This window comes from Acidobacteriota bacterium (assembly GCA_012729555.1).
Taxonomy (GTDB): Bacteria; Acidobacteriota; UBA6911; order UBA6911; family UBA6911; genus UBA6911.
In genome coordinates this window covers 1-11,989 of the sequence record JAAYCX010000012.1, presented here as the reverse complement: position 1 = coordinate 11,989, position 11,989 = coordinate 1, and the positions used below count along the sequence as shown (strand labels likewise).

General features: G+C 65.2%; 16 protein-coding genes. 13 read left to right on the top strand and 3 right to left on the bottom strand.

What is annotated here, in order from left to right; translation table 11 throughout:
- Positions 1 to 21: 21 nt before the first annotated feature.
- The 6 genes from GXY47_02985 to GXY47_02960 all read left to right on the top strand — a co-directional run bounded on the left by GXY47_02985 (position 22) and on the right by GXY47_02960 (position 4,908).
- Positions 22 to 549, top strand: a complete 528-nt coding sequence (locus GXY47_02985; protein ID NLV30095.1) for a hypothetical protein — start codon at positions 22 to 24, stop codon at positions 547 to 549.
- Between the two features lie 66 nt (positions 550 to 615).
- On the top strand, positions 616 to 1,476 hold the full coding sequence (locus tag GXY47_02980; protein NLV30094.1) for a CoA ester lyase: 861 nt from the start codon (positions 616 to 618) through the stop codon (positions 1,474 to 1,476).
- 75 nt (positions 1,477 to 1,551) lie between these two features.
- Complete coding sequence (locus GXY47_02975; GenBank protein ID NLV30093.1) at positions 1,552 to 2,352, top strand: MoxR family ATPase; 801 nt, start codon at positions 1,552 to 1,554, stop codon at positions 2,350 to 2,352.
- Between the two features lie 13 nt (positions 2,353 to 2,365).
- A complete protein-coding gene (locus GXY47_02970; GenBank protein ID NLV30092.1) occupies positions 2,366 to 3,535 on the top strand; it encodes a VWA domain-containing protein in 1,170 nt (389 codons plus the stop codon).
- Positions 3,536 to 3,551: 16 nt separating this feature from the next.
- The gene (locus GXY47_02965; protein ID NLV30091.1) at positions 3,552 to 3,713 is read left to right on the top strand and encodes a rubredoxin; all 162 of its coding nucleotides are present in this window, start codon (positions 3,552 to 3,554) and stop codon (positions 3,711 to 3,713) included.
- 16 nt (positions 3,714 to 3,729) lie between these two features.
- Positions 3,730 to 4,908: an FprA family A-type flavoprotein gene (locus GXY47_02960; protein ID NLV30090.1), complete on the top strand. Its 1,179-nt coding sequence runs from the start codon at positions 3,730 to 3,732 to the stop codon at positions 4,906 to 4,908.
- Here the strand turns inward: GXY47_02960 and GXY47_02955 are convergent.
- Positions 4,886 to 5,656 (bottom strand): ceramidase, encoded by a 771-nt coding sequence (locus GXY47_02955; protein ID NLV30089.1) that lies wholly within the window; start codon positions 5,654 to 5,656, stop codon positions 4,886 to 4,888. The two genes, GXY47_02960 and GXY47_02955, sit on opposite strands and share 23 nt — an antisense overlap.
- A 28-nt stretch (positions 5,657 to 5,684) precedes the next feature.
- Positions 5,685 to 6,455: a class I SAM-dependent methyltransferase gene (locus GXY47_02950; protein ID NLV30088.1), complete on the bottom strand. Its 771-nt coding sequence runs from the start codon at positions 6,453 to 6,455 to the stop codon at positions 5,685 to 5,687.
- Positions 6,456 to 6,545: 90 nt separating this feature from the next.
- On the opposite strand from GXY47_02950, the gene GXY47_02945 reads away from it, so the two are divergent.
- Complete coding sequence (locus GXY47_02945; protein ID NLV30087.1) at positions 6,546 to 7,730, top strand: ATP-grasp domain-containing protein; 1,185 nt, start codon at positions 6,546 to 6,548, stop codon at positions 7,728 to 7,730.
- A 3-nt stretch (positions 7,731 to 7,733) separates the two neighbouring features.
- Here GXY47_02945 and GXY47_02940 read toward each other — a convergent pair whose 3' ends face one another.
- Positions 7,734 to 8,255, bottom strand: a complete 522-nt coding sequence (locus GXY47_02940; GenBank protein ID NLV30086.1) for a hypothetical protein — start codon at positions 8,253 to 8,255, stop codon at positions 7,734 to 7,736.
- Positions 8,256 to 8,586: 331 nt separating this feature from the next.
- On the opposite strand from GXY47_02940, the gene GXY47_02935 reads away from it, so the two are divergent.
- The 6 genes from GXY47_02935 to GXY47_02910 all read left to right on the top strand — a co-directional run bounded on the left by GXY47_02935 (position 8,587) and on the right by GXY47_02910 (position 11,820).
- Positions 8,587 to 8,823 (top strand): DUF4160 domain-containing protein, encoded by a 237-nt coding sequence (locus GXY47_02935; protein ID NLV30085.1) that lies wholly within the window; start codon positions 8,587 to 8,589, stop codon positions 8,821 to 8,823.
- Positions 8,804 to 9,148, top strand: coding sequence for a DUF2442 domain-containing protein (locus GXY47_02930; GenBank protein NLV30084.1), 345 nt, complete (start codon positions 8,804 to 8,806; stop codon positions 9,146 to 9,148). Before GXY47_02935 ends, GXY47_02930 begins: the two co-directional genes overlap by 20 nt.
- 37 nt (positions 9,149 to 9,185) lie before the next feature.
- Entirely contained in the window at positions 9,186 to 9,398 is a 213-nt protein-coding gene (locus tag GXY47_02925; GenBank protein ID NLV30083.1) for a type II toxin-antitoxin system HicB family antitoxin, read from the top strand.
- A 220-nt stretch (positions 9,399 to 9,618) separates the two neighbouring features.
- Positions 9,619 to 10,716 (top strand): integron integrase, encoded by a 1,098-nt coding sequence (locus GXY47_02920; protein NLV30082.1) that lies wholly within the window; start codon positions 9,619 to 9,621, stop codon positions 10,714 to 10,716.
- 222 nt (positions 10,717 to 10,938) lie between these two features.
- Positions 10,939 to 11,373, top strand: a complete 435-nt coding sequence (gene tnpA / locus GXY47_02915; protein ID NLV30081.1) for an IS200/IS605 family transposase — start codon at positions 10,939 to 10,941, stop codon at positions 11,371 to 11,373.
- A 141-nt stretch (positions 11,374 to 11,514) separates the two neighbouring features.
- The gene (locus GXY47_02910) at positions 11,515 to 11,820 is read left to right on the top strand and encodes a hypothetical protein (protein ID NLV30080.1); all 306 of its coding nucleotides are present in this window, start codon (positions 11,515 to 11,517) and stop codon (positions 11,818 to 11,820) included.
- The last annotated feature ends 169 nt before the right edge of the window (positions 11,821 to 11,989 follow it).

The following is an 11,989-nucleotide window of genomic DNA, read 5'->3' as shown; positions in this document are numbered from 1 at the left end:
ATTCTGCCGATAGGAGAGCCGTTGGGCGGCGTGGGGCCGCCCGGGGGGGTGGGGGGGATGGAACGCGGGGAATTCATCGATCCCGTCACGGGGACGAGGAAGCCGGAAAGGCGGTCGGGCGTCGACCGGCGCGACGCCCCCTCGCTCGGGGTGTTGCTGCGTACGAGGCCGCGCCGCAGGAGGAGCCGGGGGCGGCGCGCCACCGACCGGGGGGGCTACGTCGACATCTACGGCTCCCGGACCTGGGGCATCGCCCTGTCCGTCTGCGCCCTGTCGCTCGCCGACGCCCTCCTCACCCGGATGCACCTCCTGCGCGGTTCGGCCGAGGAATGGAACCCCCTGATGAAGGCCGTGATCAGCGAGGCGGGGATGCCGGCCTTCTTCGCCCTGAAGCTGGCCATGACCGTCATCCCGATGGCCCTGATCCTCGTCCACAAGGAATGGGTTCTGGGCCGTTATGCCGCGCGTCTCTGCCTCTGGGCCTACATCCTCCTTTCCTGCTACCACGTCTACCTCCTCTTTGCGGCGGCTCCCGGCGGTTCCGCCTGACGCGTCTCCTCCCTGTTGTACTTTTGCCGCCGGCCCCTGATAATATGCGTGGGAAGGAGTCCGGGAATGAAAACGAAGATGCGCCGCAGCCTGCTGTATGTCCCCGGCGACAGCCGGAAGATGCTCCAGAAATCGGCGTCCTCCGCCGCCGACCTGCTTCTGCTCAACCTCGAGGACGGGGTCGCCGCCGCCATGAAGGAGGAAGCCAGGGGCAACGTCGTGCGCGCCCTGGGCGACATCGATTTCGGCCCGCACGAGGTCGTGGTGCGGGTCAACCCGCCCGAAACCGCGACCGGGCGCCGGGACCTCGAGGCCGTCGTCCCCGCCCGCCCCCACGGCATCTGCCTGCCGAAGGTGGAAAGCGCGCGGCAGGTCGAGAGCGCGGCCGCCGCGATCGCCGCGCTGGAGGCGCAGGCGGGTCTCGAGGCGGGGAGCGTCCGGATCCACGCCATGATCGAGTCGGCTCGGGGGGTGCTCGGCGCCCCCGAAATCGCGGCCGCGCCGCGCCTGGAGTCCCTGGTCTTCGGTTCGGCCGACTATGTCGCCGACGTGCGCTGCCAGCCGGGGGACGACCGCCGGGAACTGCGGCTGGCGCTCGAGATGATGGTGCTGGCGGCCCGCGCCGCGGGGATCGACGCCATCGACGCCCCCTGCTTCGACGTCCGTAACCAGGACATCCTCAGGCGGGAGGCGGCCCACGCGCGCCGCCTCGGTTTCGACGGCAAGAGCGCGCTCCACCCCGAACAGGCGTCGATCATCAACCGCATTTTCGACGTGACCCCGGAGGAGATCGCCTGGGCCGAACGCACCCTGGCCGAACTCGACGCGGCGGAGAACCGGGGGAAGGCGCTGACGACCGTGGAGGGGCGGCTGCTCGACAATCCCCACCGGCTGCTGGCCGAGCGGATCCTGGCCCGGCGGCGCTGACCGCCCGTGGTACACTGTCCCCGCGGGTCCTCTGGCCACCCGCTTTTTACCATCGATCACAAGGAAAAGGGCTTCATGAACCGATTCAAAGGAACCGGCAGTTACATCCTCAGCGACTCCCTCAAGGAGATCGTCAACGCCGCCATCGTTCTCGGGCGCCCCCTGCTGCTCAAGGGGGAACCGGGAACCGGCAAGACCGAACTGGCCCAGGTGATCGCCGAGGACCTCGGCCTCGGCCTGATCCGCTGGAACATCAAATCGACCACCAAGGCGACCGAGGGGCTCTACGTCTACGACACCGTGCAGCGGCTGAACGATTCGCGCTTCCACGACAAGGACGTTTCGGACATCCGCCAGTACATCCGCTTCGGCAGGCTGGGGGAGGCCCTGCGGTCCGAGGAGCAGGTGGTGCTGCTGATCGACGAGATCGACAAGGCCGACCTGGAGTTCCCGAACGACCTGCTGTACGAGCTCGACCAGATGCAGTTCGACGTCGTCGAGACCGGGGACCACTTCAGCGCCCGGCACCGACCCATCGTGATGATCACGAGCAACAGCGAGAAGGAGCTCCCCGACGCCTTCCTGCGCCGCTGCCTCTTTCACTACATCGAGTTTCCCGATCCCGAGATGATGGAGCGGATCGCCAGGGTCCACTACCCCGACCTCGAGCGGAAGCTCGTGGCCCAGGTCGTGGCCCGCTTCTACCAGGTGCGGGAGCGGCGCGACCTCAAGAAACGTCCCTCGACCAGCGAGCTCCTCGACTGGATCCAGGCCATCGTCGCCGGCGGGATCGGCGAGCGGGAGCTGGTCCGCCGCCTCCCGTTCCTGGGCGTGCTCCTGAAGACCGAGGAAGACCTCGCGAGCGTGACGCGGTGACGGGGGACACGGAATGTTCATCAACCTCTTCCGCGCCCTGAGGCGGCACGGAATCCCGGCGACCTTCAACGAGTGGATGCTCCTGCAGCAGGCGCTCGGGGAGAACCTGGCCGACAGCTCGCTCACCCGCTTCTACCACCTCGCGCGCGCGATCCTGGTCAAGACCGAGGGGCATTTCGACCGCTTCGACCAGGCCTTCCTCGAATGCTTCGGCCACATCGACTCGAGCGATGAGCTGATCGCGAGGATCGAAGAGCGGCTGGCCCGGCTGCCGCCGCTCGAGCTGACGGAGGAGGAAAAGCGGCTGGTGGAGGAGCTGGATCTCGAGGAGGTGCGCGGGCGCTTCCTCGACCGGCTGCGCAACCAGGACGACGAGGAGCACGTGGGGGGGAACCAGGCCATCGGCGTCAAGGGGCGTTCCCCGTTCGGAGCCTGGGGGTACAACCCCGCCGGGGTCCGGATCGGCCAGGGGGTCAGCCGCCACCGGCGGGCGGTCCAGATCGCGGAAAAGCGCAGCTTCCGGAACTACCGGGACGACGTGGCGCTCGACACCCGGGCCATCAAGACGGTGCTCGGCTACATGCGCCAGGTCGTCCGGGAGGGGCCGAAGGAGAGCCTGGACGTGGAAGGCACGGTGCGGGCCACCTGCCGCAACGCCGGCGAGCTCGAATTCGTCTGGGAGCGGGCGCGGCGCAAGCGGATCAAGCTCATGCTCCTGATGGACGCGGGCGGGACCATGACGGCCCACGCGGAGCTGGTCAGCCGGCTCTTTTCGGCCGCCCGGGACCTCGTCAAGAACCTGAAATTTTACTATTTCCACAACTGCGTGTACCAGGAGCTCTATACCGACATCGCCCGGATGACGCCGGTGGCCACGCGCAAGGTGCTGGAGCAGACCCCGCGCGACACCCGCGTCATCCTGGTCGGGGACGCCTACATGGCCCCGTCCGAGCTCCTGCACCCCAACGGGGCGATCGATTTCTGGTACCGCAACGACCGCCCCGGGATAGAATGGCTGGGTGACATCCGGAAAAGATTCCGGAAGGTCCTCTGGCTGAACCCGGAACCGCGCGAGTGGTGGCCCAGCGTCCCCACCACCCGGATGATCGGAGGCCTCTTCCCCATGCACGAGCTGACGCTCGAGGGGATGCGGCACGGGACGCGGGCCCTGATGAAGCAGTAGACGGAAGGAGTCCACCATGAAAAAGCATCGTTGTGAGGCATGCGGCTACATCTACGACCCCGCCGCGGGGGACCCCGAAAACGGGATCGAGCCGGGAACGCCGTTCGAGTCCCTGCCCGAAGACTGGGTCTGCCCCGACTGCGGGGCGGCGCAGGACCAGTTTACGGCCGTCGAGTAAAGAAGGAGGCGCGAGCATGCTGGAGATCAGAGAGGGCGTTTTCTGGGCGGGGGCCATCGACTGGAACCTGAGGGTGTTTCACGGCTATTCCACGCCGGCGGGGACGACGTACAACGCCTACCTGCTCAGGGACGAGCTCCCCACCCTCGTCGACACCGTCAAGCGCGACGGCTTCGGGGAGATGCTCGGCCGCATCCGGGAGGTGATCGACCCCCGCGAGATCCGCTACATCATTTCGAACCACACCGAGATGGACCACTCCGGCGCGATCGGGCGGCTGCTCGAGTGTTGCCCCGAAGCGGAGGTGGTCTGCTCCTCCAAGGGGGCCGAGGAACTCCGGCGCCACCACAAGCGCGACTGGCGTTTCCGGGTGGTGGGGAGCGGCGACACGCTCGATATCGGCGCGCGCCGGCTCCGGTTCCTGCCGATCCCCATGGTCCACTGGCCCGAATCGATGGTCACGTATTCGGAGCACGACCGGACCCTCTTCCCCAACGACGCCTTCGGCCAGCACTTCGCCTCGCACGAGCGCTTCGCCGACGAGGTCCCCGCCGGCATCGTCGACGCGCAGGCGGCCAAGTACTACGGCAACATCGTGCTCCCCTACGGCAGCCAGGTGGTGAAGGCGCTCGAGGCGGTCGGTGGGCTCGACGTCGACATGATCGCCCCCTCCCACGGCCTCATCTGGCGCCGCCCGGAGGATATCGCCCGGATCACGGGCCTCTACGCCCGGTGGGCCAGGCACGACACCGACCCACGGGTCGTCATCGTCTACGACACGATGTGGCACTCGACCGAGGCGATGGCGCGCCGGCTCTACGAGGGCCTCGCCAGGGAGAACGTCCCGGCGGTGCTCATGAACCTCCAGGCCACGCACATCTCCGACGTGGTGACGGAGATCCTCCGCAGCCGGATGGTCCTTTTCGGGACCCCCATCCTCAACAGCCGGATGCTCCCGACCATGGCCGCGCTCCTCATGTACCTCAAGGGGCTCAAGCCGAAGAAGCGCCTCTCCTGGACCTTCGGTTCCTACGGCTGGTCCCCCATCGGCTTCAAGGAAGTGGAGGCCTCCCTCAAGGAGGCGGGGTTCGAGCCGGCCGGGGAAGGGAAGTACGTCCCCTTCGTCCCGGACGAGGCGGAGCTGGAAGGCCTCGCGGAAACGGTCGCCATGCTCAAGGCGAAGCTTCTCGCCTGACGGCCGCCCCGCGCGAGGGGCAGAGGGCGAGCAGGCACCCTACCGCCACGGCGGCCAGGAGGTGCTTGAGGGTGTGGCCGCTGACGATCCCGGTCCAGGCCAGGATCGGGGCGTCGAGCAGCTCCGCCCCCCGCGCGGCCGCGTACCAGCCGAAAGCCTGCGCGAACCTTCCTGCGGGAATTCCCCCTTCGGGACGCAGGAAGAGCAGGAGCGCGATCAGCAGGACGGGCAGAAACTGCAGGTAGCCGTAGGGGCGGAGGTCCCCCGAGCCCCGAAGTTCGCCCGAGCGCCAGTACCATACGCTCGCGGGCCCGGCGATCACGGCCCCCCAGGCGAGCCATCGGCCCGCCCGGAGACTGACCCGGTCGGCCAGCATGGCCGCGAAGAGGGCCATCGACATGACCGAAAGCGGCAGCCGGTCCAGAACGATGGTGTCGTCGTTTGGATGCAGGTGGTAGAGCGACGAACCGATCCCGGTCAGGAGCACGGTCGCGAAAAAGAGCGCCTCGAGCCGGCCCGGATCTCCCCCGCGCCGGCAGCGCACGAGCCCCACCGCCCCAAGCACGACCAGGGGGAGGTTCGAGAGCACGTCGAGCGCGTTCGGCACCCCCGCCAGAGCACGCCCGTCGGCAAAGGCATGGTAGCGGGGGTCCTGCGGGATCGGCGGCAGCAGAAACGCCCCCAGCGCGGCCGCCAGGGCCGCCAGCGCCAGGACCCATCCGGCGTGTGCCTGCAATCTCTCTTTCATCGTACTTTCGCACCCCCTCTCCGGGGAGTCATACACCCGCCTTCGCCGCCACCACGAACACCCGCCCCTCGCTCTCCGGCTCGGGAAGCGCCGCGGCGAGATCGCCCGGCCGGGCGAAGCGCACCCCGCTCCACCCCGTCTCCCCCAGGAGGCGCTCGACGCGGCCGAGCTCGAATACGGTGTTGACCACCGTCTCCTCGAACCTCTCCCGGCTCCCGTCGAGCCTGGAGACGAGGCCCGTGATGCGCGACCCGCCGCACCCGGCGGCCTCGTCGTAGAAGCCGCGGTGGGTCACCGTCCACTCCTCGTCCGAATCGGCCAGCGTCACCCCGTCCCAGCGCCGGAGGCCCAGGCGGGTGTTGAGGTCGAAGACGAAGAGCCCCCCGTCGTCGAGCGCCCGGTGCACGCTCCGGAAGCAGCCGGCCAGTTCGTTCTCCCCCGCGAGATGGTTGAGCGAGTCGAAAGTCGAGACGGCGAGATCGAACCGCTCCCCCAGGCAAAAAGCCGCGGCGTCCCCGCGGACGAAGCGGGCGCGCCCGGCGGCGACGGGGGCGGCGGCGTGGCGCCGGGCGTGCTCGAGCATCCATTCGGACGCGTCGAGGCCCACCACGCGCCAGCCGCGTTCGAGAAAGAAAAGCGCCAGCCGCCCCGTGCCGCAGCAGACGTCGAGCAGGGTCCCGGGCGCGCGGCCGGGGCGGGCCGATTCGTAGCAGGCCAGGATCGCCGGCGCCGCCCGCGCGGCGAAGCCGCTCCATCTCCGGTCGTAGATCCGCGCCAGTAGGGGGCCGTAAGCCTGCATCCGGGAATCCTCGCCAACGGCAGGCAACTTCGCCTGTCGCCCCCCTTGCGGTTGGGGTACATTTATCCTTTGTCTCTTCGAAGGAGCGGCATGTTTCTACTCGACGGCCCCTACGTTTCCGACTTCCTCCTCGACACCCTCGAGCGGCGGCGCTTTCCCGTCATCGACACGGAGTACGCCCGCGCCGCGGCCGGAGGCCGCACCCTTGCCTTCGTACCGCCCGGGGAGGCCGCGCGCCGGCTTCGGAACGACGACGGCCGCCTCTACACCCCCTCGGAAAACTCGATCGGCTGGATCGCCCGGCACCTCGCGGAAACGCCCCTCCCCGAAAAAATCGCCCTCTTCAAGAACAAGGCGGAGTTCCGCCGCCGCATCCGCCCCCTCTACCCCGATTTCTTCTTCCGGGAGGTGGACGTCCCGACGCTCCTGGCCCTGCGCCCCGGAGAGCTGCCCCTGCCGTGCGTGGTCAAGCCCGCGACCGGGTTCTTCAGCCTCGGCGTCTACCCGGTGGCGGACGCGGACGATTTCGCGCGGATGCAGCGCCGCCTCCGCTCCGACCTGCAGGCGGCGGAAAACCTCTACCCCCGCGAGGTCCTCGACGCGCGCACCTTCCTCGTCGAGGAACATATTCCGGGCCCCGAATACGCCATCGACGCCTGGTACGACGCGGCGGGGGAACCGGTGGTGCTCGGCATCCTCGAGCACCTCTTCGCCTCCGAGCGGGACGTGAGCGACCGCATCTACACGACCTCGGCCGAAATCGTGAGGCGCAACCTCGAGCCCTTCACGGCGCTGCTCGGGCGGATCGGCCGGCTGACGGAGGTGCGAAATTTTCCGGCCCACGTCGAAATCCGGCGCCGCGCCGACGGCGCCCTGGTCCCGGTGGAGGTCAACCCGGTGCGCTTCGGCGGCTGGTGCACCACCCCCGACCTCGGCCGCCACGCCTGGGGGCTGAACCTCTACGAATGCTACATGGACGGCGTCCGGCCCGACTGGGGCGCGCTGACCGAACGGGCGGGGGACGCCGCCTGCAGCCTGGTGGTGCTCGACAACTCCACCGGCGTCCCGGGGAGGGAGATCGCCGGCTTCGATTACGACGCGCTCCTCGGACGCTTCAGCCGCCCCCTCGAACTGCGAAGGACCGATTTCGGGCGTTACCCCCTCTTCGGCTTCCTCTTCGTCGAGACCACGCCCCAAACCCGGGGGGAGCTGGAGCGCATCCTTCGCGACGACCTGACTCGCTACCTGCTCCCTCCCCCCGCCCCCCGGGAGTGAGACCTATTCCAGGCGCTTGAAGCGGTAGAGGACGGCCGCGTCCCCGTAACCCATCTTCCCGTCCGCCGTCGGCCGGATGTTCATCCCCGGCATCACCATCTTGTCGTACTGCGGCGTCAGGATCATCGTGTCGGGCCCTTCCATCCGGCAGCCGAACGTCATCGACCCCAGGGCCGGGAACGCCGCCACCTTGTGGTGCACCACCAGGTCGGTCCCGTCGAACTCATAAGTCCCGGCGTCGGCCATGAACGAGCGCGCGGGGGCGGGGGCTCCCGGCTGCGCCTCCGGGGTGAAATCGCGGATGGCGCTGTAGTGCGTGTCCCCGATGAACATCATGAAGGCGGGGGGCACCCGGGTGCTCTTGTTTTCGCCCATCCCGACATCCATCGATTCGATCGTCCACACCCCCTTGATCGACGGGGGCGCCGGTTCCGCGGCGCCCTCGGGGCTCGTCGCCACCGGAGCGGTGGAGCATCCGGCCATCAACAGAAGAAGGGAAATAAGACATAAAGCGGTACGTTTCATCGGAATCTCCTCGCGGTAATTTGCCCGCTCGACAGTTTGGGGACCTTCCGGGCCCATCCCCGGCTCCGTCCCCGCGGCCAGGTCCGAGCCTCCGGGCCATGACCGCCCCACTGTAGTCAAAGCCCCGCGGCCGATTCAATGAAAATTCGATTCTTGGACTTCGCCCGGAGCCGGTGTCTTGCTTTTCCAGGCCCAAATTTTCGCTCAAATTCGGACGCCCCCATTAGATAGGCAGGGAACATGCGCCCCGGGCAGGCACTCCTGCCTCCCGATTCGCCGCTGACCCGCCGCTGCGCCAGACGGGTGAAACACCCTGGAGAATTGGAGGCAGATGCCAACAATACTCAGGCATGGATCCTATCGATTCTTTTTCTATTCTGGCGATGGTGGCGAACCGGCGCATATTCACATCGAGCGAGACAACAAGATTGCCAAGATCTGGTTGGATCCCATAGAATTGGAAAGTAGCGAAGGATTCGGCAGGATTGAAATCAATCAAATCCTGAGAATCACCGAAAGAAACCAAAGGCGCCTGAAGGAGGCATGGAATGAATACTTTGGCGCATGAAATCGAGCCACCGATAGCCGAAAACGTCAAGGTGACCGACGATACCCTCCGTGTGGACCTCCGCGACGGCCGCACCATTTCCGTCCCCTTGGCGTGGTTCCCCCGCCTCCTGCATTCGACCCATGAGGAGAGGCTGAACTGGAGGCTGATCGGCAAGGGGCAGGGGATTCACTGGGAAAATCTGGACGAAGATATCAGCGTGGGGGGGCTGCTGGAAGGCAGGTGCTCCGGGGAAACCCAATCCTCCTTCAAAAAATGGCTCAGCGGCCGGGCCGCTCCCCTCACAACCCGCTCCAGCGGATGCATAAAAAAAGCGGATCGCTGAACCCCGCAGGCTGGTCTCAAGAACAAGGAGCAGGACGATGCGCTATCTAGTCGTTATCGAGGCTGGCGAAGCGGGATTCAGTGCTTACTCGCCGGACCTTCCGGGGTGCATTGCCGCGGGGCGAACGCGCCGGGAGGTCGAAGAACAGATGCGCAGCGCCGTCGAATTTCACATCGAAGGTCTTCGCGATGCGGGACAAGAAGTACCTCCTGGAACCAGCTGTTCTACCTATATCGAGATTCCTGCGTAAACAACCTCTTCGGCGCCAGGAGCCCCGCCGGACCTGAGGCGGTTAAGGATTGTTTTGCCGGACTCTCCCCGAGCCCGTTCCCCAATCTCATCCCCTGGCCGGTGATTCCCCCTTCCCAGATCCAAATCTTTGCTCAAATCCCCGCTCCCCCATTAGATAGGCAAGGAATCCCGGGCAGCGGTATTGGCGGCCCTGGTCATTCACCCAAAGGGAGGACAAAATGCCAACATCCCCGAACGGCGGCGGTCTCCCGCCCTCCTCTGCGCCCGCGGCAGATAAGCCCCGCCTTCTCGACCAGGTGCGGGAGGCGATCCGCACCCGGCATTTCAGCCCGAGGACGGAGGAGTCGTACGTGGCCTGGATCCGGAGATTCATTCTCTTTCACGGCAAGCGCCATCCGAAAGAGATGGGGGAGACGGAGATCGCGGCGTTTCTGAGCGCCCTCGCGGTGAAGGGGAGGGTGAGCGCGTCCACGCAGAACCAGGCCTTATGCGCGCTTTTGTTCCTCTACCGCGATGTCCTGCGGATACCCCTCTGCCGGGTGCAGGACGTGGTGAGGGCGAAGGTTCCCCGGCGACTTCCGGTCGTCCTGACCCGGGATGAAGTCGGTCGGGTCCTGGAGCAACTGCGGGGGACGGTGCGGCTCATGGTGACGCTCCTTTACGGCTCGGGTCTGCGGCTTCTGGAATGCGCCCGGCTGCGGATCAAGGATGTGGATTTCCAACTCCACCAGATTACGGTGCGGGCGGGCAAGGGGGACAAGGATCGGGTTACGCTGCTTCCGGCCACGATCGAGGCGGAACTGGCGCAGCATGTGGAGCGGGTACAGGTGCTGCATCGGAGGGACCTGGAGGCGGGCGCCGGCTGGGTGGAGCTTCCGGCGGCGCTCGAACGCAAATACCCCAATGCCGGGCGCGAGTGGAGCTGGCAGTGGGTATTTCCGGCCACCCGCGGCTACACCGAGCGGCGGTCGGGCCAACGCCGGCGGCATCACCTGCACGAATCGGTGCTGCAGAGGGCGGTAAAATCGGCCATTTTGAAGGCCGGCATTGCCAAGCCGGCCAGCTGCCATACCTTCCGCCATTCCTTCGCCACCCACCTGCTCGAGGCGGGCTACGACATCCGCACCGTCCAGGAGCTGCTGGGCCACAGCGACGTGCGCACCACCATGATCTACACGCACGTTTTGAACCGGGGCCCCGCGGCGGTCCAGAGCCCCGCGGATCTTCTGGCCTCCCCGCCTCCCCTTCAGATTAGGCCGACCGGATTTCGCAGTCTAATTCCGCAACCGTTAAAACCCAAAAAGGTGATAAGATGAGCCCCATTAGAAAGTTGAACTTAATACGCGCGGCTGCCGTATCCGGGTTACATGGACCAGCCACGCCGCACTAATAATTTTAGATGAAAGTGGAAACCCCCACCCTACGGGTGGGGTAATAGGGACTGGCTATGCCGGTCCCGAATGGGAATGGCCGTAAAGGCCGCTCACTGCTATCTTTGCGCGGAGTTGTTGCCACAACGAAAGCGCAAGGAGGGAGCAGTGAGCAGATTCCGTAAGTTATCACACACGATATGGCACTGTCAGTACCATGTTGTGTGGGTGCCAAAATATCGTTTCCGCATTCTGAAGGGGGAGATAAAGGCGTCCCTGGAATCGGGTATTCAAGCGATATGTGGTTTTGCCGGGTGCGAAGTTGTTGAAATGAATGTGCAGGCTGATCACGTGCACTTGGTGGTAATGGTTCCGCCGAAGATATCAATATCTGAGCTATTGGGGCGATTGAAGGGCCAAAGCTCAATGAGAATGTTTCAGCAGTTTCGGCATTTGAAGAGGAAACCCTATTGGGGGAATCATTTCTGGGCCAAAGGTTATTGCGTCGATACGGTTGGGCTGGATGCGGACATGATACGCAAGTATGTCCGCTACCAGGAAAAGAAGGAGCAAGAAATAGAGCAGCTACAATTGATCGATTAATTTTCATGATGGTGGCACAGCTTGCGGGCCCGCCCCCTTTGGGGGCAGGGCCTTGTCCCCCCTATGGGGGGATTATTTAAAGCCGCACCCTATGGGTGCGGATTCTTTACACAGAACTGTCTAATTGCTAGTTAGGCATTTATGAATAGAGAAGACATTGCAGAGATTGGCATTGATAAAGCCGAGAGGCTCTATGTGAAACCAGTCTCAACGGATTTCAACTTCATCTACCGATCTGCTATGGAAGTACATTGGAACCCCGAGGAAAAGCTTCTCTATTCACCCAAACCTAGAGAGTGGTCATACTTTGATTGGTACAAGCAAATTCACTCGGCAGCTAAAGATGAGTACGGCATTTTCTTAGTCATAACAGAAAATACAAAATGGGTAGGCGTTACAGCAGAGTTGCAAAGTGAAATCAGCCAGTTCTCCGTAACCAATGCCTAACAAGTCGTCCCAGCCGACCCCGTTCCGGGGCGGCTGAACTCCAACGTTCGGCAAAATAGTGAGGAATGGCTTGAAACTTGCAGCTCTCATGACTCTGTGTCTGACGGCGATCGCGTTGGCATGCTCTTTTTCCGGCGTTGTAGCAGAAGACCCCCACGCCGCGGTCGAC

Coding starts and splice junctions, on each gene's coding strand:
- GXY47_02980 (NLV30094.1), top strand. CDS start 616: ATGAAAACGAAGATGCGCCGCAGCCTGCTGTATGTCCCCGGCGACAGC.
- GXY47_02975 (NLV30093.1), top strand. CDS start 1,552: ATGAACCGATTCAAAGGAACCGGCAGTTACATCCTCAGCGACTCCCTC.
- GXY47_02970 (NLV30092.1), top strand. CDS start 2,366: ATGTTCATCAACCTCTTCCGCGCCCTGAGGCGGCACGGAATCCCGGCG.
- GXY47_02965 (NLV30091.1), top strand. CDS start 3,552: ATGAAAAAGCATCGTTGTGAGGCATGCGGCTACATCTACGACCCCGCC.
- GXY47_02960 (NLV30090.1), top strand. CDS start 3,730: ATGCTGGAGATCAGAGAGGGCGTTTTCTGGGCGGGGGCCATCGACTGG.
- GXY47_02955 (NLV30089.1), bottom strand. CDS start 5,656: ATGAAAGAGAGATTGCAGGCACACGCCGGATGGGTCCTGGCGCTGGCG.
- GXY47_02950 (NLV30088.1), bottom strand. CDS start 6,455: ATGCAGGCTTACGGCCCCCTACTGGCGCGGATCTACGACCGGAGATGG.
- GXY47_02945 (NLV30087.1), top strand. CDS start 6,546: ATGTTTCTACTCGACGGCCCCTACGTTTCCGACTTCCTCCTCGACACC.
- GXY47_02940 (NLV30086.1), bottom strand. CDS start 8,255: ATGAAACGTACCGCTTTATGTCTTATTTCCCTTCTTCTGTTGATGGCC.
- GXY47_02935 (NLV30085.1), top strand. CDS start 8,587: ATGCCAACAATACTCAGGCATGGATCCTATCGATTCTTTTTCTATTCT.
- GXY47_02930 (NLV30084.1), top strand. CDS start 8,804: ATGAATACTTTGGCGCATGAAATCGAGCCACCGATAGCCGAAAACGTC.
- GXY47_02925 (NLV30083.1), top strand. CDS start 9,186: ATGCGCTATCTAGTCGTTATCGAGGCTGGCGAAGCGGGATTCAGTGCT.
- GXY47_02920 (NLV30082.1), top strand. CDS start 9,619: ATGCCAACATCCCCGAACGGCGGCGGTCTCCCGCCCTCCTCTGCGCCC.
- GXY47_02910 (NLV30080.1), top strand. CDS start 11,515: ATGAATAGAGAAGACATTGCAGAGATTGGCATTGATAAAGCCGAGAGG.